The sequence below is a fragment of the Aequitasia blattaphilus genome (assembly GCF_024721305.1).
Taxonomy (GTDB): domain Bacteria; phylum Bacillota; class Clostridia; order Lachnospirales; family Lachnospiraceae; genus Aequitasia; species Aequitasia blattaphila.
In genome coordinates this window covers 69079-90284 of sequence record NZ_JAMXOD010000004.1, presented here as the reverse complement: position 1 = coordinate 90284, position 21206 = coordinate 69079, and the positions used below count along the sequence as shown (strand labels likewise).

The following is a 21206-nucleotide window of genomic DNA, read 5'->3' as shown; positions in this document are numbered from 1 at the left end:
AACCTTTCCCTTGCCTTTTGCTACCGAATTTGGTAAGATATGCAAGGTATATGAACCCAAAAAAGGAGTTTTAGAAAAATGATAAGTACAAGTAATATCACTTTAAGAGTCGGGAAAAAGGCTCTCTTTGAAGATGTAAACATTAAATTCACACAAGGAAATTGCTATGGGATGATCGGCGCAAATGGAGCTGGTAAATCCACATTTTTAAGAATATTATCCGGTCAGCTGGAGCCTACTAAAGGCGAGGTTATTATCACCCCGGGAGAAAGGCTGTCTTTCCTGCAGCAGGATCATTTTAAATATGATGAATTTCCTGTTCTTGACACCGTTATGATGGGAAATGCACGTCTCTATGAAATCATGAAGGAAAAAGAAGCTCTTTATGCAAAAGAAGACTTCTCTGAAGAAGATGGAATTAAAGCCAGTGAGTTAGAGGGAGAATTCGCTACCATGAATGGATGGGAAGCGGAATCTGATGCTGCAAACTTATTAAATGGACTTGGTATTTCCACAGAGCTTCACTACTCTTTTGTAAAAGACTTACCTGGCCCGGAAAAGGTAAAGGTACTATTGGCTCAGGCTTTATTTGGAAATCCGGATATTTTACTTCTTGATGAGCCCACTAACCATTTAGACTTAGATGCGATTGCATGGTTGGAGGAATTCTTGATTGGCTTTGAAAATACTGTAATCGTAGTATCTCATGACCGCTATTTCTTAAATAAGGTATGTACACAAATTGCAGACATCGATTACGGAAAAATCAAACTTTATGCCGGAAACTATGATTTCTGGTATGAATCAAGCCAGTTAATCATCCGTCAAATGAAGGAAGCAAATAAGAAAAAAGAAGATAAAATCAAGGAATTGCAAGACTTTATTTCCCGATTTAGCGCCAATGCTTCAAAATCCAAACAGGCTACTTCAAGAAAAAGAGCCCTGGAAAAGATTGAGCTGGATAACATTGTTCCTTCCAGCAGAAAGTATCCTTATATCGATTTTAAACCGAATCGGGAAATTGGTAACGAAGTGTTGTCCGTTGAAAATTTGAGCAAGACGATTGACGGTGAAAAAGTATTAGATAATATTTCTTTTAACTTAAATCGGGAAGACAAAGTTGCTTTGGTTGGTAGTAATGAACTTGCAAAAACAACTCTCTTTAAAATTTTATCCGGAGAAATGGAACCGGATGAAGGCACCTACAAATGGGGGGTTACGACTACCTTTGCCTACTTCCCATTGGATGGAAGCCGTGAATTCGATAATGACTACTCTATCGTAGATTGGTTGATGCAGTATTCTGATGAGAAAGATGTAACCTATGTACGTGGTTTCCTTGGAAGAATGCTCTTCTCTGGTGACGATGGTATTAAAAAAGTGAAAGTATTGTCTGGAGGAGAAAAAGTACGTTGTCTTCTTTCCAAAATGATGATTTCTGGTGCAAATGTTTTACTTTTAGATGAACCAACCAACCACCTGGACATGGAATCCATCACTGCACTGAATAAAGGCCTGACCAACTTTAATGGAGTTGTAATCTTTACCTCCCACGACCATCAAATCGTAGAAACAACAGCCAATCGTATTATGGAAATTTTACCAGGAGGACATCTCATCGACAAGATGACAACCTATGATGAATATCTGGAAAGCGATGAAACGGCAAGAAAGAGACAGAAATACACTGTCCAAACCGAAGAGGACTATCAATAGTTTTACGGTATACATAGTAAAAAGTAAAAATCATCCCAACTGATACTAAGGCGTTGCAGGCATCAGTTGGGATGATTTTTTACTCTTATATATACTTTTTAAAATTTTGTGCTTATCTCACTCTTTCAGGATACCCAATCTTCTTTTTCACCTTACGAAGAGTTTTCTCAGCAAAGTAATTCGCCTTCTCTGCATTTTCTTTTATGATTCCATCGATATATCCTTTGTCTTTTTCCAGACGTGCCACTTCTTCCTGGAGAGGTTTTAAAACACTGACCACAGCTTCTCCAACCGCCATTTTAAAGTCGCCATATCCTTTTCCATCAAATTCTTTTTCCACGTCTTTTGGCGTTTTATTTGTACATACGCTATAAATATCAATCAAATTTTTAATGCCCGGCTGTTCATCACGATAGATGACACTGGCTTCACTGTCTGTTACTGCTCTTTTGAATTTCTTCATAATCACATCTGGTGTATCCATCAGGTAAACACTGGCATTTGGATTCTCATCTGATTTTGACATCTTCTTACTAGGTTCCTGAAGACTCATTATTTTGGCTCCAGTCTTTCCGATATATGGTTCTGGTACCGTAAATACATCTCCGTATATATTGTTAAATCGAAGCGCCACATCTCTTGTAAGCTCCAAATGCTGCATCTGGTCGATTCCGACCGGAACCACATCTGCCTGGTACAATAAAATATCCGCCGCCATTAAAACAGGATACGTAAAAAGTCCTGCATTGATATTATCTGCATGCTTTGCTGATTTATCTTTAAACTGAGTCATACGGTTTAGCTCTCCCATATAGGTGTAACAGTTTAAAATCCATGCAAGCTCTGCGTGGCCACTTACGTGTGATTGGTAATAGATACAATTTTTCTCAGGATCAAGACCTGCACCTATGTATAATGTGAGAAGGGCTCTCGCTCTTTTTCTTAAAACACTGGGGTCTTGCCGCACTGTGATTGAGTGCATGTCTACAACTCCATAAAAACATTCGTATTCATCACTTAAGCTAATCCAATTTTTTAATGCACCCAAATAATTTCCAATTGTCAAATTTCCTGTTGCCTGCATTCCACTATAGAGTATTTTCTTATCATTTAACATATCAACATCCTTACCTTTCCCATGGTTCTATTTTATCATCATAATAAACCTTATTTTCAAAAACAATGTTTGTACGATCACCATAAAATTCCACTTCTGTAACTGCACAATTTTTATGAACTCCCGTCCCCCAAAAATTTTCCATTGATTCTTGCTTTATGGAATAGAGCATTGCTCCCAGTGCCGCTCCATGAGTTGTTACAAGAATGGTTTTATCTTGAAGCTCCTTATCCTTTTTGATTCGCTCTATGAATTTCTCTGTTCGGTCAACTAAATGCCTAATTGATTCCCCGCCCTTTGGAGGAACGTATTTTCCAGGAGCGATAAAGAAATCCTCAAAAGAGTCTGGTATTTCACCCTTCTTTTTTAAAATACATTTTCCTTCGTATTCTCCAAAAGACATTTCCTCAATACATTCTTCCTTAATAATTGGAACTTCTCTTCCCTCTAAAATAATCTGGGCTGTTTGATATGCCCTGCTCAACGGACTTGTAAAACAACAATCAAAGATAACATCCTTTAATCCGTCCTTTGTTTTTTGAGCCAAATGGATTCCAAAATCATTCAACGGAATATCAACCTGACCCTGTATCTTCTTTTCTTTATTCCAATTTGTCTCGCCATGACGAACGAAATATACTTTCACAAAAATTACCTTCCTTTCAAAGCCTCACTTAGTATAGCATATTTCTATTGTATCTGCTATAATATGCAAAAAACTAAGGAGTAAAACTCAATGGAAAAAATAAAAAGCTTTACCATCGATCACAATAAGCTGGGAGTGGGTTTGTACGTATCTCGTGTCGACTATTTTTCAGAACATCCGATTACAACTTTTGATATAAGAATGACCAGTCCAAATGATGAACCGGTCATGAATACCGCTGAAATCCATGCCATCGAACACCTGGGAGCAACTTTCCTTCGAAATAATACTGAGTTCAAAGAGAAAGTCGTATATTTTGGCCCTATGGGGTGTCGCACCGGATTCTATCTTCTGTTGTCTGGAGAATATAAGTCCACTGATATTTTACCTCTCATGAAAGATTTATTTGAATTTATTGAAAACTATGAAGGTGATATTCCTGGCGCATCCTCAAAGGATTGCGGAAACCATCTTGATCTCAATCTTCCCATGGCAAAATATCTTGCTGGTAAATACCGAAGACAGGTTTTGAACAGTCCCACAGAAAGTCAACTTATTTATCCTATTTAAACCAGTTTTTAAATTTGAAAATCAATATTTCAATTACGATTATAACAAGTGAAAGAACAATAATTGTGAAATATCCATGTTGGTTCTCCAGTTCTGGCATATTTCTAAAATTCATTCCATACCACCCTGTAATCAAAGTCAATGGCATGATTAGAGATGTGACAACTGTTAGAACCTTCATGATTTCATTTTGACGCAAATCAATTTGTGACTGATATAGTTCACGAAGCTGTATCGTATATTCTTTTAAACGATTTACCGTATCAAAAAGCCGATCTACTCTTCGTGAGTACAAATCAAACAACCGGGTCTGAACATCATTAATGATAAGATTATGGTTTTCTACCAATGTATCTGCAATATCAATAAGCTGCTGATAGTAAAACTGGAGCCGCAGCAATTCTTTTCGAATCGTCAAAACATCTTTATCAAAATTTTTCGACTCGCGCTCTAAAAGCATCTCTTCAAGGTCATTTAGACGGGCTTCGAAATCTTGCAAATATTCAAAATCATCTTTAATAATATACTCCATAAGCCAGAACAGCATGTTCATTGTATTGGTTTCATTGGCCTCTTTGATTTGTTCCAGAACCTGAGACATTTTTAGCAAATCCTCATCATCCCCAATCAAAACAAAATTGTCACGGGTAACATGATAACCAATATAAATCTCCCGCTCCAAAAGCTCTTCTTTCTGTGGAATCAGGAGAACTCCTGCCACGCTGTGTTCCAGCAGCTCGATCTTACTGTTTTTCGTATTTTCAAAAGCAACCTTCAATCTGAAATAATCATCTCTATCCTTAATCTTATCCAGATATGTCTCAACTCCATAAGTTTCAATCATGGAAATCCCCCCTTATTTTTCCAAATCAAAACGGATGTTTCGATAGGCTAAAATTTCATCCATGCATTTTTCAAACCCAAGTTTTCCACTATTCAGACACAAATCATAGTTTCGGGCATCCCACCATTCTTGTCCTGTATAATGTTTGTAATAATCACCACGGAATTTGTCTCTCTTTAGCATATAACGAAGCATCTCTTCTTCAGTCATAGAGTTTCGCTCCATAGCTCTTTCCAGGCAAAATTTTTCATCTGCATGAACGAATACGCTCATCACATTCTCATAATCCTTTAAAACAAAATCCGCTGCTCTTCCAACAATTACACAGCTTTCAGACTCTGCAAGCTCCTTAATAATTTTTGCCTGAAAGTTAAACAAGTTTTTTGTAGAAGTATAATCATCTGAGTCTGGAGGGATTATTTTTCCATCATATAAATCCTTTGAGATTCGAAAAAGACTGTTTTTTTCCAGTTTTTCGTCTACCTGGTTAAACAAACTCTCATTAATACCACTTTCATCGGATGCCATTCTTAGAATTTCCCGATCGTAAAAAGGGATGTTTAATTTTTCTGCCACCATTTTACCGACGGTTCTTCCACCACTTCCATATTGTCTTGCTATTGTAATCACAATATTTTCCACAAAAACACCTCCTACTCACCTAAGTAAGCTTTTTTAATTGAATCATCATTCAATAAATCGTCTGCATCTCCTGATAGAACAATCTTACCCGTCTCCAGCACATATGCCCGATTGGCAATTGACAATGCTTTTTTAGCATTTTGTTCCACCAATAAAACGGTCGTTCCAGCAGCACTTACTTCCTGTATAATATCGAAAATTTCATTTACAAATATTGGCGAAAGCCCCATAGAGGGCTCATCCATCACGATCATTTTAGGCTTTGACATTAATGCCCTGCCCATTGCCAGCATCTGTTGCTCTCCTCCTGATAAGGTTCCTGCTCTTTGACTTTGTCTTTCCTTCAACCTTGGGAAACGTTTATAAACCTGTTCAATACTCTCTTCAATTTCCCCTTTATCTTTTCTGGTGTAAGCACCCATTTTAAGATTTTCCAATACATTTAAGTCTGCAAAAATACGTCTGCCTTCCGGAACATGAGCAATTCCCATTTCAACAATTTTATGTGCAGGTATCTTTGTAATATCTTGATCCTCAAATACAATTCGTCCTTTTTTTGATGGAATCAAACCAGTTAAGGTATGAAGTGTCGTAGTTTTACCTGCTCCATTTGCTCCAATCAGCGCAATAACCTCTCCTTGATTAACCTCAAAGGAAACCCCTTGCAAGGCCTGTATAATTCCATAGTAAACATCTAAGTTTTCTACCTTTAACATTGCCATTTCGTAAACCTATCCTTTCATTATTCCCCTAGATATGCTGTAATAACAGCAGGTTCATTTAACACTTTACTGGTTTTTCCTTTGGTTAAAACTTCTCCAAAGTTTAATACCGTTAATTCCTCACAAATACCACTTACTAATTTCATATCATGTTCGATTAGCAGAACCGTAATATCAAAATGATCTCTGACAAATCGAATGGTATTCATTAGCTCTATGGTTTCATTTGGGTTCATACCTGCCGCAGGCTCATCCAGTAAAAGAAGCTTCGGATTTGTCGCGAGAGCTCTTGCAATCTCTAATTTCCGTTGCTTTCCATAAGGAAGGTTGCTTGCCAAAATATTTTTTTCTTTATCCAAATCAAATACTTCAAGAATTTCCGTTGCCTTTTCATTCATCAATTTCTCTGTTTTGAAATAAGAGGGTAATCGGAAAATCCCCGCAAAAGTTGAGTATTTATAAATATCTGTTAATGCAGCTTTTACATTGTCCAACACACTCATATCCTTGAACAGACGAATGTTTTGAAAGGTTCTTGCCACGCCAGCCCGATTGATTGCCGTTGTCTTAAGACCTGTAATGTCTTTCCCCTCTAGCTTTACAATTCCTTCATCCGGCTTGTATACACCGGTCAAAAGGTTGAAAACCGTAGTCTTTCCTGCTCCATTCGGGCCAATCAATCCATAGAGTGCACCCTTTTCGATGCTCAAATCAAAACCTTGTACAGCCCTTAATCCTCCAAAAGAGATACATAAGTTTTTTACTTCTAATGCTTTCATTTATGCGGCCTCCTTTTTGTTGGATTTAAACTTGTCTTTCACACGCTCTCTAAATGCAATGGCAGAAGGTGCCCAATTAAACAGCATCATTCCAATCAATAAAATTGCATAAATCAGCATGCGGTAATCCTGCAGCTCTCTTAAAAGCTCTGGTAATGCCGTCAATAGTATCGCCGCAATAATAGAGCCTTTCACATTACCAATTCCTCCAAGCACCACAAATACCAAAATTAATATTGAAGTATTGTAATTAAAGAATTTTACATTTAAAGTGGACAAGTTGTGAGAATACAATACTCCTGCAACTCCAGCTAATGCTGTTGATATAACAAATGCCATCAACTTATATTTTGTCACGTTCAATCCAATGGATTCCGCTGCAATTCTATTGTCACGAATTGCGGTAATTGCACGACCCGACCTTGAATTCACCAAATTTAAAACAATAAATACCGTGAGAAAAAGTAAAATAATTCCTATGGTAAAGTTTGCATTTTTGGGCGTACCTGTTATTCCTAAAGGCCCATCAATCAAAACGCGTCCTTCTTCGTCCAGGTTTAAGCTTGCCGCATCCTTCACGGAAAAATGAATTCCACTTTTATCTACACCTACATGAAATACGCTCACTAGGTTTTTAATAATCTCACCAAATGCAAGGGTTACAATAGCAAGATAATCGCCACGAAGCCGTAATACAGGTATTCCAATTAAGAATCCAAAAATCGCTGCAACTACTGCTCCAATTAAAATCGCAATCAAAAATCTTGGACCCTCTGGAAGAGTCTCTTCTGTTAATTTTGTAAAAAATGCACTGGCATAAGCTCCCACACACATAAATCCTGCTTGACCAAGACTTAATTCTCCTGAGAAGCCAACCACAAGATTCAATGAAACCGCTGCAATCGCATACATACACAATGGTACCAATAATCCTTGTAATAAACTGGATATGCTTCCTGTCGAAATCATCACCTGCATAATCACATAGAATAATAGGATCATGCCATAAGTTATCATATTGTTGCTAATCTTTTTTTTCATTTATCGTCACCTGCCTAAACTTTCTCTTGAATATTTTTACCGAATAATCCGGTTGGTTTAACAAGTAACACGATGATTAAAACGGCAAATACGATGGCATCCGCAACTTGGGAAGAGATATAAGCTTTTCCAAGAATCTCAATGACTCCAAGGAGAATTCCTCCTATCATCGCTCCGGGAATGGAGCCGATTCCTCCAAATACTGCAGCTGTAAAAGCCTTAATGCCTGGCATTGCCCCTGTATATGGCGTCAATGAAGGATAGGCTGAGCACAGTAAAAAACCTGCAATGGCTGCAAGTCCTGAACCAATTGCAAAAGTTAAAGATATGGTTGCATTCACATTAATGCCCATAAGCATTGCCGCTCCCTTATCCTCCGAAACTGCCTTCATTGCTCTGCCTTGTTTTGTTTTATTTACAAAGAAGGTAAGACCCAGCAAAATAATTACACAAGTAATAATCGTTGCAATTGTTGTACCTGTAATCACTAATTTTCCATCTGCTAAAGAGATTGATGGTAAAGTAATAAGATTTGGAAAAGATTTTGCATCTGCACCAAAGATAATCAATGCTAGATTTTGTAGAAAATAGCTCACTCCTATTGCCGTAATCAACACAGCTAAAGGGGAACTTGCATTACGCAGAGGTTTGTATGCAATTTTTTCAATTGCCATTCCTAAGAGGGTACAAACGGCCATTGATATTAGAACCGCTATAATCGGATTAACTCCTGCTAAAGTTACCATGTTAAGAACGACAAATGCTCCAATCATAATAACATCTCCATGGGCAAAGTTCAGCATCTTGGCAATTCCATATACCATTGTGTATCCTAAGGCTATAATTGCGTATATACTCCCCAAACTTATACCATTAATTAAATAAGATATAAAACTCATATTTATGGTCTCCTTCTAAAATTATTTCAAATGCCATTATACCATAGATAAGAAATGCTGTGCAATAAAAAAGAAGCCCTTTAACAGGCTTCTTCCTTATCTTTTCACTAATCCAGTGACTGATATTCTCCATCTTCAATAATAACTGCTTTTGGTTCTTTGTTTGGCTCTCCATCTTCTTTCCATTGAATGGTACCAGTCAAACCTTCCACCTCGATATTCAGCATAGATGCCTGCATCTTATCACTGATGTCTGAAGCACTCATATCTGGTGTAATCTTAGCATCTTCTGCTGCTGCTTTAATCGCATAGATAGCATCATACGCATCTGCTGCAAACTGGATTGGAGTTTCTTTATAAGATGATTTGTAACTTTCCACAAAATGTTTTGTCAACTCATCATCTGCATTTGCAACGAATGGTGTTAATAACATAACGCCTTCTGTTCCCTCTGCATCAAAGTTTAAAATTCCATCTAATCCATCACAGCCAAATACTTTTGGTGCGTATCCCATAGCATCTGCTTGCTTTAAAATAAGAGATGCTTCTTGATAATAAATTGGAAGGAACAATAAATCCGCATTACTATCTTTTGCTTTTTGCAGCTGTACTTTAAAGTCTTTATTGGAATCTGTTGTATAAGCCTCTGCAGATACGATTTCTAATCCTTGGTTCTTTGCTTCTTTTACAAAGTTATCGTAGATTCCTTTTGAATATGTAATTGAGCTATCATAAATAACCGCAATCTTTTTCCCTAAATCGTGGTCTGCAATAAACTCTGCTGATTTTGTTCCCTGATCTGGATCTGAGAAACAAACACGAAATGCATTTGGTCCTTTAATTGCATCGACTGCTGTTCCTGATGGAGTCAATAAGAAAATATTGTCATTTGCTGCTTCTGACTGTACAGCGATACATGGATCGGATGTTACCGTACCCATTACCATCTGCATACCCCAGTCTTTAAGAGTGTTATATGCGTTCACTGATTTTTCTGCATCATGAACATCATCTTCCATTTTGAATTCAATTGGAACTCCATCGATACCACCTGCTTCATTAATTTCTTTCACTGCAAGCTCTGCACCGTTTTTAACTGCAACTCCGTATACCGCTGCTTCTCCTGTAAGAGGTCCGATTCCTCCAATTTTGAATACAGATTCATCACTGGATGATCCACTTCCGCCGTTATCAGAGTCTTCTTTTTTTCCGCATCCAGCTACCGTTGACACAAGCAGCACTGCTACGAAAAGTAATGCTAATACTTTTTTTAGGTTTTTCACTTTTAATACCTCCCTTTCTTTCCTACACCTGTTCATATTAACGGCAAAAGAGGCTTTTTGTCAATCCCTATGAAATAGCATCCTTCATCTCTTTTACGTATTTAAAGAGTGAATCCCCTGCATTTTTACCTTCTTTTGCAACAATATTCACAATAGCACTTCCAACAATAACCCCATCTGCAATCTCTGTCATTTCCTTCGCCTGAGCCGGTGTACTGATGCCAAAGCCTATGGCCACTGGTATGTCAGAAACCTTTCGCACATCCTCCACCATGCCTTTTAACCCCTGATTAAATTCATTTCGTACTCCCGTAACGCCCATAGATGAGACCGTATAGAGAAAACCTTCTGCATCTTTCGCAATCTTTTTCACCCGGTTTGCTGACGTAGGTGCAATCAGGGATATAACCTCCACCTGATACTTCAGTGCAACTCCTCTTACTTCCTCCTTTTCCTCATAAGGCAAGTCGGGAATAATCACCCCATCAATCTTCACCTCCTGGCATCTTTGGAAGAATTTATCATACCCATAATGAAATACCGGATTTAGATAAGTCATAAAGGCCAGAGGTATTTGTGTTGTTTCTCTTACTTCTTCCACCATATCAAATATCTTATCCGTTGTCGTTCCGGAAGCAAGCGCTCGAATATCCGCCGCTTGAATAACCGGCCCTTCTGCAATTGGATCAGAAAATGGAATTCCGATTTCTATTAAATCCGCACCGGCTTCTTCCATTTTTAAGATGAATTCCTTCGTACTTTCAATATCTGGATCTCCAGCAGTTATAAATGGTATAAAAGCTTTTTTATTTTGAAATGCATTCTTTATTCTACTCATAAACGTCCACCCCTCTGTATCTGGCAATGGCTGCCACATCTTTATCTCCTCTTCCTGACACACAAATAATTACACTGTCCTCTTTTGACATGGTAGGTACTACCTTCATTGCATAAGCTAAGGCATGAGAACTTTCGATTGCTGCAATAATTCCCTCTTGTTTTGCAATGTATTCAAAGGCATTTACCGCCTCCTCATCTGTAACCGGAACATAAGTTGCTCTTTTGGTATCCCGAAGGTAGGCGTGCTCAGGCCCAATCCCCGGATAGTCAAGGCCTGCAGATATCGAGTAAACCGGAGCAATTTGTCCATAATCATCTTGACAGAAATAGGATTTCATTCCATGAAAAACCCCTAGGCTTCCTGTAGTCAGAGTTGCTGCTGTTTCTTTCGTGTCTACGCCTTTCCCTGCCGCTTCACAACCGATTAGTTCAACCTCTTTGTCTCCTATAAAATGATGGAACATTCCCATTGCATTACTTCCACCCCCTACACAAGCAAAAACTTTCTTCGGAAGTTTTCCTTCCTTTTCTAAAATCTGTTCTCTTGCCTCTTTGCTGATTACAGCTTGAAAATCCCTTACAATGGTTGGAAATGGATGTGGTCCCATAACAGATCCCAAAACATACAGAGTATCTTCGACTCTTGAAGACCATTCTCTCATGGTTTCGTTTACTGCATCCTTCAAAGTCATAGTACCTGTCGTTACAGGATGTACCTTTGCTCCTAAAAGATTCATACGATACACATTTAGTGCTTGCCTGTCTGTATCTTCCTTTCCCATAAATATTTCACACTCAAGACCTAAGAGTGCTGCCGCTGTCGCACAGGCCACACCGTGCTGCCCTGCACCTGTTTCTGCAATTACTCTTGTTTTTCCCATTTTCTTCGCAAGAAGCACCTGTCCCAGTACATTATTGATTTTATGGGCTCCGGTATGGTTTAAATCTTCTCGTTTCAAATAAATTTTTCCGCCCCCTAAATCCTTGGTCATATTTTCTGCAAAATAAAGCAAGGATGGTCTTCCTGCATATTCATTGAGAAGAGTGCTTAGCTCCTTTTGAAAGTCTGGATCCTTCTTGTAATACTCATACTTCTCTTCTAAAACAATCACCTCATTCATCAAGGTTTCCGGTATGTACTGACCCCCATGAATTCCAAATCTACCTTTCGACATTTTTTATCCTCCTAATAAACTCTTTGATTTTTTTCTTATCCTTTACTCCATCTGTTTCCAGAGATGAACTCGAATCTACCCCATAAGGTTTGAAACGATGAATGGATTCTTCTACATTATCAATTGAAATTCCTCCTGCCAGAAAGAATGGACGTTCAATCTTTTCAACTAAATCCCAGTTGAATTTCTTGCCACTTCCTGGACTTCTGTTGTCCAACAAAACATAGTCTGCTGTGCTGTCTCTCACTGAATCCATATCCTCTTTTTTCGTAATGGAAATACTTTTAATGATTGGTACGGCGCTGTACCGGCGTAGAAAATCAATGTAGTTATTCCCTTCTTCTCCGTGTAACTGTATCATTTGAACAATACCTTGTTCCACACAGTCTAAAACCACCTCTGGATTTTCATTTACAAATACTCCCACTACAGGAATCATTCCATCCAGCCTACTTCTCAGAAAACTCCCTTCTTCTTTCGAAATTTGTCTGGAGCTTTGTGCAAAAACAAATCCTGCATAATCTGGCATTAATTCATTTAAATACTCCACATCTTCCAGTCTCTTAATTCCACAGACTTTTATTTTTGTCATATCTCGTCACCCCTGAGCTTTCGAATCATTTCCTTTTTGTTTTCACTCCTCATAAAGGTTTCTCCAATTAGTACAGCATCTACATTGTTTGCCTGCAGCCTTTGAATATCCTCTGGAGTCTGAATCCCACTTTCCGATACAAAAAGTATATCCTTTGGCACAAGTTCTCTTAATCGGATACTGTTTGTGAGATCAACAGTAAAATCTTTCAAATTTCTATTATTTACCCCAATAATATCTCCGCCGCATTCTATCGCTTTTTTTACTTCTTCTTCATCATGAGCTTCTATTAATGCAGAAAGCCCCAGTTCCTTTGTAATTTTGTTGTAGCTTTTTAGCTCTTCAAGGGTAAGAAGAGAACAAATCAGAAGAATTGCAGAGGCTCCCAGCAGCTTTGCTTCATATATCTGGTAAGGATCAACAGTGAAATCTTTTCGCAGTGTAGGTATTTTTACCTTTTCTGATATCTGAAGTAAGTATTCATCTTTTCCTTTAAAATATTCCGGCTCTGTTAAAACCGAAATAGCAGAGGCTCCCACTGCTTCGTACTCTATTGCGATATCCATATAAGGGAAATTCTCTGCAATAATACCCTTTGATGGAGATGCTTGTTTAATTTCACAGATAAAGGATATCCCATCCTTTCTTATCGCCTCATAAAAAGACTTGTCTTGATTGATTGACAGAGACAGCGCTTCTCTTTCTATTTCTTTATAGGATTTGATTTTCTTCTTTTCTTCCACACGTTTTCTTGTGCTTTTTGCCAGCTTATCTAAAATCATATTTCATTCCCCTTTTCATTTGATAAACGGATAAATTCTTCCAGCTGTCTTAATGCTTTTTTGCTATCAATTACTTCCTCAACCTCTCGAATTGCTTCTTCTATTGTAATGTCTTTCGCAATGTGAAGGGCAGCCGCAGAATTTAGTACAACAGCATTTCTTTTAGGCCCCTTTTCTCCCTCCAGGATACTTCTCGTTATCTTAGCATTTTCATCTGCATCTCCACCTACTAAATCTTCTTTTTTACATCGTTTCATTCCAAACTGTTCCGGTGTGATTTCATAGGTCAAATAGTTGCCATCTTTTATTTCGCATACCGTCGTTGGTGCACTCATAGATATCTCATCAAGACAGTCCTGACCGTATACTACCATTCCTTTTTTTACTCCAAGGTTCGCTAAAACATGAGCCAAAGGCTCAACTAAACTTTCGTCATATACTCCCATCAGCTCCATGTTTGCACCTGCGGGATTCGTAAGAGGCCCTATAATATTAAATATCGTCTTTACCGTTAGTTCTTTTCGAACTGGAGCCACGTACTTCATTGAGAGGTGGTAGTTCTGTGCAAAGAGAAAACAAATTCCTATTTTATCAAGAATCTCGCGGCTCTTCTTTGGAGAAATGGTAATATTTACCCCGAGGGCTTCCATTACATCTGCTGCACCACTTTTAGAAGAGGCTGCCCTATTTCCATGTTTTGCTACCGGTACTCCGGCTGCAGATATAACCAGCGCAGATGTGGTTGATATGTTAAAGGTATTTGCCCGATCTCCTCCTGTACCCACAATCTCTAATACATCCCTTCCATGAAGAAGACGAATACAGTGTTTACGCATACCGGATGCACACGCTGTGATTTCTTCAATGGTTTCTCCTTTCATTGACATGGCAACCAAGAATGCGGACATTTGTACCTGTGTGGCCTGACCGCTCATAATTTCATTCATTGCCTCCTCAGCCATTTCATAACTTAAATCCTCTTTATTAGTCAACTTTACGATTGCTTCCTTTATCATCTTGTTATACCTCCATAAAATTTCGTATTATTTTTTCTCCCTCTGGTGTTAAAATAGATTCCGGATGGAATTGTATTCCAAATGTAGGGTATGTTTCATGTTCTACTGCCATTACTTCATCTTCTTTTGATTTTCCAATCACAATAAGCTCCATTGGAATTTTCTCTCTTTTTGCTACTAAAGAATGGTATCTTGCTGTTTTTATTTCTGAATCCATTTCTTTAAACAACTCACTTTTGTTCTGTATAATGGTCGTATCCTGCTTTCCATGCATCAGTTTTTTTGCATATGTAATTTTACCGCCATAGGCTTCGCAGATGGCCTGATGACCCAAACAAATCCCTAAAATCTTTGTTTTACCTCCCAGCTTTTTAATCACTGCCTCACATACTCCAGCATCTTCTGGTCTTCCCGGTCCTGGTGATAAAACAATTCCTTCTGGATTCAGTTCTTCTATTTCTTCAACGGTAAGATCGTCATTTCGAATTACCTTAATATCAGGTTGGTATTTTCCAATCATTTGATATAAATTGTAGGTAAAGCTGTCATAATTATCAATTATTAATATCATAACCTTCCCTCCATTTTGTCCACCTGGTTCAAAGCTCTTAAGAGTGCTTGTGCTTTGTTCATGCATTCTTCGTACTCTTTTTCACCTATTGAATCTGCCACGATTCCAGCTCCTGACCGAATAAATATTTTATTGTTCTTCTTAAACGCAAGACGTATTCCAATACACGTATCCATGTTACCAGTGAAATCCAGATAACCAACGGCTCCACCGTATACTCCTCTTTTGTTGTTTTCTATCTCGTTAATGTAAGAACAAGCCTTGATTTTCGGTGCACCGGACAATGTTCCTGCCGGTAAAACACTCTCAATCCCATCCATTGCATCACAGTCCTTCCGAAGTTCTCCTTCTACCGTAGAGCCGATGTGCATTACGTGAGAAAATTTAAGGATATCTTGGTAGCTTGTAACTTTCACACTGCCAAATTCACACACGCGCCCAAGATCATTTCGGCTTAAATCTACAAGCATGTTATGCTCTGCCAGTTCTTTTTCGTCCTGGAGCAAATCTTCTTCTAGTTGGTAATCTTCTTTCTCGTTTTTTCCTCTTGGTCTCGTTCCTGCTAACGGAAAAGTCGTTATTTTATTTTCCCTTACTTTTACTAACGTCTCAGGTGAAGCTCCTGCAAGCTCCATATCCGGGCTGGAAAAATAGAACATGTAAGGGGATGGATTAAGGGTCCGCAGCACACGGTACACATCCAATAAATCTCCTTTAAAGTCTGCATCTAGGCGATTAGACAGTACCAATTGAAAGAGATCCCCTTCCCTTATTTTTTCTTTTATATATTCTACCTTTTTACAATATTCATCTTTATCAAACAGTGTTCGAACCGGAGATAAAAGTCTTCCTCGCTGAGATGGTCTGGGTTTCCCATTACGGATTATTTCCTCCATTTCATCCAGCTCTTTTAATCCTGTTTGATAGGCTTCTTCCTGATTCTCTGTCTCTATATTGGTTATTAGTAAAATCTTTTGCTTGTAGTGATCAAACACAATTACCTTGTGAAAAAGCATAAGATCCACATCTTTAAAATCCTCTTCATCTTTGCTGTCCAAGTGAAGGCTCGGCTCTGCATATTTTATGTAATCATAGGAGAAATAACCTACAAATCCTCCTGTAAAAGGCGGCATATCTGGAAGCTTTGGTGCATTGTAGTCTTCCAATATTTTTTTGATGATTTCTTTCGGGTGTTCAACTTCCATTTCCATCGTCTCTATACCTTTGATTGTCAATTTATGATTCCTGCAGGACAATTCAAGCAATGGATTATAGCCCAAAAATGTATATCTGCCCCAAACCTTATTATCCTCTGCACTTTCTAGTAAAAAGCAGTGCTTGCTAACATTTAAAAGTTTTTGAAGCAGGTGAATTGGGGTTACAGTATCTGAAAATATTTCTCTTTTGATTGGAATACGTTTATATTCCTTGCTTACGGTTTGAGACATTTGGTCTTACTCCTTTCTTTTTTTGTATTAAAAAACGCCCTCAGCAAAAGAATTGCTAAGGGCGAGTATTGGTATACCCGTGGTGCCACCTTGGTTTGTGAAAATCACACACTTATAAGATACTATCATATCTTTGACAAATAACGCATGTCTCCTGCGTTGCGAAATACTTAGGCAAATGCCCTTTGATCGCACCCTCTGTGGTCCATTTGAAACATCGCTGCTGCTTGATTCCCACCATCACAAGCTCTCTGTAAGTGCTCTATGTAACGTTATCTCCACTTCATCGGTTTACTTTAATAACTTTTTTGCAATTATACGTGAAATAAAATCCATTGTCAACACTAAATAATCCAAGACTCTTTAATTTTTACATCTGCATACTTGGATAAATAGTCTTTTCCAAATGCCTTGTAGGCCAATCTGGACTCTCTGATATTGGGGATATCACCAATTCCATACTCAAAAATAGCATCTTTTACTTTCTTCTTCTGGGTATTGTCCTGATTTAGATATTACATCACATTATTTTATTTTTTATCACTAAACAGTATATAACACTTGACAACTGTTCTGTACTGTTCTGTACTGTTCTGTACTGTTATATGCTGTTTATACAAAGGAGGATACTTCAATGCAAATTATAGTAAATAGTTCCTTGATGGTTCCGATTTACGAGCAGATTGTTGAGCAGATAAAGACTTTGATCCGCGACGGAAAATTAGAAGAAAATAGCGTTTTACCTTCGGTGCGAAGCCTATCAAAAGATTTGAAAATCAGCGCTCTTACCGTAAAAAAAGCTTATGATACTCTCGAAACTGAAGGATTTACCATTACCGTTCATGGCAAAGGTACTTATGTTGCTCCCACTAATACAGAGGCTTTGTTTGAAGAACAGAAAAAAGAAGTAGAGAAAGATTTGGAAATGGCGATTCAAAAGGGACGACGAATCGGGATTGATGATGAAGATATTAAAAAATTATTCGACTTAATAATGGAGGGATAAAACATGTTAAAAATTGATCATTTGAAGAAAAATTACAACTCATTTTCTTTAGACTGCTCACTTGAGGTTCTCCCCGGCTGTGTCACCGGACTTATCGGACAAAATGGAGCTGGAAAAAGTACTACGTTTAAAGCTATTTTAGGATTAATTTCCAATGACGGTGGTTCTGTTACCCTTTTAGGAAAAGACCTTGGTGCCATTAATACAAAGGATAAAGAGAAATTAGGCGTTGTTTTATCCAACTCAGGTTTTAGTGGACATCTAACTATTAAGGATACCATTCCCATCCTGAGTCATCTCTTTCACCATTTTGATAAAGATTTCTTTTTAGAACAAGCAAAAAAGTTCGGACTTCCTTTGAGCAAAGAAATCAAGGAGTTCTCGACGGGAATGAAAGCAAAATTAAAGGTTTTGGTTGCGATTTCCCACGGTGCAAAGCTATTGATTTTAGATGAACCGACTGCCGGACTTGACGTAATTGCAAGAGATGAATTGCTTGGAATACTAAGGGATTTTATGGAAAGGGATGAGAACCACGCTATTTTAATCAGCTCTCATATCTCAAGTGATTTGGAGACTCTTTGTGACGACCTCTATATGATTCATGAAGGCGAAATTGTTTTTCACGAAGATACAGACGTACTCTTGAGCGACTATGCTCTGCTCAAAGTAACGGATGAACAATTTCTTTCTCTTGACAAACAATATGTACAGCGCTACAAACGGGAAAGCTACGGATACCGTTGTCTCACGAACCAGCGCCAATACTTCGTGGAGAATTATCCGAAAATAGCGATTGAAAAATAATGACTGGATTATTAATTAAAGATTTTAAATTATTAAGAATACAAAAAACTTTTTTTCTTCTGATTGTCTTTATCTCAGTTGCACAGTTGGCTTTTTCTGATGATCCAACATTTGTTGTGGGCTACATGTCTTTCGTTATGACACTATTTACTCTTAGCTCCATTAGCTATGATGAGTTTGATAATGGCAACGCTTTTCTCTTTTCATTGCCAATCACAAGACGTGGTTATGTGAGAGAAAAATATGTTTTTGGAATCATTTTAGGAGGAGGCTCTTGGGCATTGTCTTCTATAGCGGTAGCCATCTCTCAACTCGTTAAAAGCAATGCATTAACCATAGATTTGTTTGTCGCTGTTTTTGTTATCCTGCCTCTTATCATCATTGTTTTGGCTATTATGCTTCCCTTTCAACTGAAATTCGGTGGTGAAAAAGGCCGCATTGCTATTATTGGTACGGTAGGCATTATATTTATTCTTTGTTTTCTGATTGCTAAAATTGCACAGGCATCAAATATTGATTTCATTGCATTTTTGAACAATCTTCCCACTTTAGGAATCGGCACATTACTTTTTATCGTTTTTATACTCAGTACATTGTTGCTTTTGCTTTCCTATAAAATCAGTGTAGCAATTATGAACAAAAAAGAATTTTAAAACAACTCCGGGACAAGCACCTTGCTTGTCCCGGTTTTTCCCCATCATTGTTATCCGTCCTTGTCAAAAAGGTTATTTATAGAATTCTGGTTTTTCGATGGTAAGTACCTTCTCAGGTTTTCCTGTTTTTCTGGACGTTATAAGCGCATCCGCTGTCACACAAGCAGCATAACCATCCCATGCACTTGGTCCCTCTACACAGTTTTTATGGACACCTTTCACCCATTCCTGCAGTTCTACAGTATAAGCATCTATAAAACGTTCCGACCAATCCGTCATTAAAGGTGTCTCTGTATGCGCCTCTGTACGCATGTATGCCCGGGATGGATCCGGCAAGTTTATTACCCCCAGCTCGCCGACAACCTGACACTGTATATCGTAAGCATACGCATTCGTCGTCTGGACTTCGATGATAACCCGTGCCCCTGCCTTAGTTTGTAGTATACACAGTTGTGGGTTCAAATGGTCACTATTTGTTTTTGTGTTTTGACGAACTTTTAAAACCTGAGCATCTTCATATTCATCTGAGAGCAACCATCTGGAAATATCCAATTCATGAATCGCAACATTTGTAATTGCCATATCTGTTTTGAAATTCTCTGGTTGATAAAAATTTCTATGGGCACAATTAATCATTAGTGGCGTTCCTAATCTCCCATTTTCAATTGCTTTTTTCATTTCAACGTATCCACTATCATATCTCCTCATAAATCCTACCTGTACAAGATGACGCTCCGCCATCATCTCTTCATGAAGAATTTTTTCACAGTCTGATGCCGTCAATGCCAAAGGTTTTTCACAAAGAACAGGCTTCCTGTTTCGAATACATTCTAATGTATATTCTGCATGTGAGGGATCCGAGGAAGCAATTAATATTGCATCTACTTCATCACATGCAATTAAGTCTTTTGCACTTGCAAAAAATTGTGCATCATATTCTTCTGCAACTTCACGTGCCGTATCCTGTACATAATCCGAAACGGCTGTAACTTTTGCCCCTGCAACTTCATTGGAGAGCCTTTGAACATGTGCTTTCCCAATTGCTCCACAACCAATTACTCCAACTTTTAATTCCTTCATCACTATTCTCCTATCAAAAAGAAAAGGAAGAGGAAAACTTCCCTCTTCCCTCCTGTTTTTAGATTCCAGTTTGCTCTTTTACATATTTCCGTGCTTTTACTGCATAATCAAATGGGTTATATTTATAAGGATCTTGTTCCGCTTCTACGACCAACCAACCTTTGTACTCTCTTTCTTCTAAAATCTTAAAGATTGCCGGAAAATCAACAGATCCTTCTGGATCTCCTGGAATTGTAAAGGCACCTTCTAATACAGATTGAAGGAAGCTGAGTTTCTTTTCTCTGCAGCGATCTACAACATCTTTTCGAATATTTTTTAGATGTATATGTTTTACACGATCAAAATGCTTCTCCAGTACTGCCACTGGGTCATCTCCGGAAAAAGCCATATGTCCTGCATCAAAAATCAAACTTACATACTTTGGATCAGTAACTTCCATCAATTTATCAACTTCCGCCGCCGTTTGAACTGTTGTCGTCATATGATGATGGTATACAATCTCCATATCATTCTCGACTGCAATTTTTCCTAATTTGTTTAAGCCTTCACCAAGCTCCTTAAACTGTTCTTCATTCAAAATCGGTTTTTCCGTAAAACAAGTGCTTGATCTATGTTGAACCGAAAAGCTTTGATCCGATACGTTAATTATTTTTGCACCAGTTGCTTTCAAATAGTACATATGATCTTTAAAATCTCTTTCTACCTGCCAAAATGGCAATTCATTAATATAAGAGCTAAACCACTGTGTGATACATTCTAAATTTCTTCTTCCCAGTTCTTCCTGAAGTATTTTAGCATCATGCGGAAATTTGCATCCTATTTCTGTTCCTTCATATCCTGTCAGGGCAATTTCACTTATTGTCTGTAGAAATGTCGCCTCTTTTCCATATTCAGGCATATCGTCTTCTGTCCATGCAATCGGTGCAATACCTAATTTGATATTTTCTCGTTTTAACATCTTTTTCTCCTTTTCAAAG

General features: G+C 38.1%; 23 protein-coding genes. 5 read left to right on the top strand and 18 right to left on the bottom strand.

Features of this window, described 5'->3' with window-relative positions; all coding sequences use genetic code 11:
* Nucleotides 1–78: 78 nt before the first annotated feature.
* Nucleotides 79–1716 (top strand): ABC-F family ATP-binding cassette domain-containing protein, encoded by a 1638-nt coding sequence (locus NHH15_RS04085; protein WP_262065379.1) that lies wholly within the window; start codon nt 79–81, stop codon nt 1714–1716.
* A gap of 112 nt (nt 1717–1828) precedes the next feature.
* Here NHH15_RS04085 and trpS read toward each other — a convergent pair whose 3' ends face one another.
* Nucleotides 1829–2833 (bottom strand): tryptophan--tRNA ligase, encoded by a 1005-nt coding sequence (gene trpS, locus NHH15_RS04080; protein WP_262065378.1) that lies wholly within the window; start codon nt 2831–2833, stop codon nt 1829–1831.
* Nucleotides 2834–2843: 10 nt separating this feature from the next.
* Entirely contained in the window at nt 2844–3479 is a 636-nt protein-coding gene (locus NHH15_RS04075) for a histidine phosphatase family protein (RefSeq protein ID WP_262065377.1), read from the bottom strand.
* Between the two features lie 90 nt (nt 3480–3569).
* Between NHH15_RS04075 and NHH15_RS04070 the strand changes: the two genes are divergently transcribed.
* A complete protein-coding gene (locus NHH15_RS04070) occupies nt 3570–4049 on the top strand; it encodes an S-ribosylhomocysteine lyase (protein ID WP_262065376.1) in 480 nt (159 codons plus the stop codon).
* Here the strand turns inward: NHH15_RS04070 and NHH15_RS04065 are convergent.
* The 14 genes from NHH15_RS04065 to trpE form a co-directional block, all read right to left on the bottom strand.
* Entirely contained in the window at nt 4042–4893 is an 852-nt protein-coding gene (locus tag NHH15_RS04065) for a magnesium transporter CorA family protein (protein ID WP_262065375.1), read from the bottom strand. The two genes, NHH15_RS04070 and NHH15_RS04065, sit on opposite strands and share 8 nt — an antisense overlap.
* A gap of 12 nt (nt 4894–4905) precedes the next feature.
* Nucleotides 4906–5535 carry a cytidylate kinase-like family protein gene (locus NHH15_RS04060; protein WP_262065374.1) on the bottom strand — a complete coding sequence of 210 codons (630 nt, stop codon included), beginning with the start codon at nt 5533–5535 and terminating at the stop codon, nt 4906–4908.
* 11 nt (nt 5536–5546) lie between these two features.
* Complete coding sequence (locus tag NHH15_RS04055; RefSeq protein ID WP_262065373.1) at nt 5547–6257, bottom strand: ABC transporter ATP-binding protein; 711 nt, start codon at nt 6255–6257, stop codon at nt 5547–5549.
* Between the two features lie 20 nt (nt 6258–6277).
* Nucleotides 6278–7036 carry an ABC transporter ATP-binding protein gene (locus tag NHH15_RS04050; protein WP_262065372.1) on the bottom strand — a complete coding sequence of 253 codons (759 nt, stop codon included), beginning with the start codon at nt 7034–7036 and terminating at the stop codon, nt 6278–6280.
* Nucleotides 7037–8077 (bottom strand): branched-chain amino acid ABC transporter permease, encoded by a 1041-nt coding sequence (locus tag NHH15_RS04045; RefSeq protein WP_262065371.1) that lies wholly within the window; start codon nt 8075–8077, stop codon nt 7037–7039.
* 14 nt (nt 8078–8091) lie between these two features.
* On the bottom strand, nt 8092–8976 hold the full coding sequence (locus NHH15_RS04040) for a branched-chain amino acid ABC transporter permease (RefSeq protein ID WP_262065370.1): 885 nt from the start codon (nt 8974–8976) through the stop codon (nt 8092–8094).
* A gap of 107 nt (nt 8977–9083) precedes the next feature.
* Entirely contained in the window at nt 9084–10259 is a 1176-nt protein-coding gene (locus NHH15_RS04035; protein WP_262065369.1) for an ABC transporter substrate-binding protein, read from the bottom strand.
* 67 nt (nt 10260–10326) lie between these two features.
* Entirely contained in the window at nt 10327–11097 is a 771-nt protein-coding gene (trpA, locus tag NHH15_RS04030) for a tryptophan synthase subunit alpha (RefSeq protein ID WP_262065368.1), read from the bottom strand.
* Entirely contained in the window at nt 11090–12274 is a 1185-nt protein-coding gene (gene trpB, locus NHH15_RS04025) for a tryptophan synthase subunit beta (protein WP_262065367.1), read from the bottom strand. The genes trpA and trpB overlap by 8 nt, the downstream gene beginning before the upstream one ends.
* On the bottom strand, nt 12261–12866 hold the full coding sequence (locus NHH15_RS04020; RefSeq protein ID WP_262065366.1) for a phosphoribosylanthranilate isomerase: 606 nt from the start codon (nt 12864–12866) through the stop codon (nt 12261–12263). Before NHH15_RS04020 ends, trpB begins: the two co-directional genes overlap by 14 nt.
* Nucleotides 12863–13648: an indole-3-glycerol phosphate synthase TrpC gene (gene trpC, locus NHH15_RS04015; protein WP_262065365.1), complete on the bottom strand. Its 786-nt coding sequence runs from the start codon at nt 13646–13648 to the stop codon at nt 12863–12865. The genes NHH15_RS04020 and trpC overlap by 4 nt, the downstream gene beginning before the upstream one ends.
* On the bottom strand, nt 13645–14664 hold the full coding sequence (gene trpD / locus NHH15_RS04010; RefSeq protein WP_262065364.1) for an anthranilate phosphoribosyltransferase: 1020 nt from the start codon (nt 14662–14664) through the stop codon (nt 13645–13647). The genes trpC and trpD overlap by 4 nt, the downstream gene beginning before the upstream one ends.
* Nucleotides 14665–14668: 4 nt before the next feature.
* Nucleotides 14669–15235 (bottom strand): anthranilate synthase component II, encoded by a 567-nt coding sequence (locus tag NHH15_RS04005; RefSeq protein WP_262065363.1) that lies wholly within the window; start codon nt 15233–15235, stop codon nt 14669–14671.
* The gene (gene trpE / locus NHH15_RS04000) at nt 15232–16683 is read right to left on the bottom strand and encodes an anthranilate synthase component I (RefSeq protein ID WP_262065362.1); all 1452 of its coding nucleotides are present in this window, start codon (nt 16681–16683) and stop codon (nt 15232–15234) included. Before trpE ends, NHH15_RS04005 begins: the two co-directional genes overlap by 4 nt.
* 634 nt (nt 16684–17317) lie before the next feature.
* On the opposite strand from trpE, the gene NHH15_RS03995 reads away from it, so the two are divergent.
* Genes NHH15_RS03995 through NHH15_RS03985 form a run of 3 tightly spaced genes read left to right on the top strand, consistent with a single transcriptional unit; the run spans nt 17318 to nt 19149 of the window.
* Nucleotides 17318–17689 (top strand): GntR family transcriptional regulator, encoded by a 372-nt coding sequence (locus tag NHH15_RS03995; protein WP_262065361.1) that lies wholly within the window; start codon nt 17318–17320, stop codon nt 17687–17689.
* Nucleotides 17690–17692: 3 nt separating this feature from the next.
* The gene (locus tag NHH15_RS03990; protein WP_262065360.1) at nt 17693–18496 is read left to right on the top strand and encodes an ABC transporter ATP-binding protein; all 804 of its coding nucleotides are present in this window, start codon (nt 17693–17695) and stop codon (nt 18494–18496) included.
* Nucleotides 18496–19149, top strand: coding sequence for an ABC-2 transporter permease (locus tag NHH15_RS03985; RefSeq protein WP_262065359.1), 654 nt, complete (start codon nt 18496–18498; stop codon nt 19147–19149). The genes NHH15_RS03990 and NHH15_RS03985 overlap by 1 nt, the downstream gene beginning before the upstream one ends.
* Before the next feature lie 72 nt (nt 19150–19221).
* Here the strand turns inward: NHH15_RS03985 and NHH15_RS03980 are convergent, their stop codons facing one another.
* On the bottom strand, nt 19222–20229 hold the full coding sequence (locus NHH15_RS03980) for a Gfo/Idh/MocA family protein (protein WP_262065358.1): 1008 nt from the start codon (nt 20227–20229) through the stop codon (nt 19222–19224).
* A 58-nt stretch (nt 20230–20287) separates the two neighbouring features.
* Entirely contained in the window at nt 20288–21187 is a 900-nt protein-coding gene (gene iolE, locus NHH15_RS03975) for a myo-inosose-2 dehydratase (protein ID WP_262065357.1), read from the bottom strand.
* Nucleotides 21188–21206: the final 19 nt, after the last annotated feature.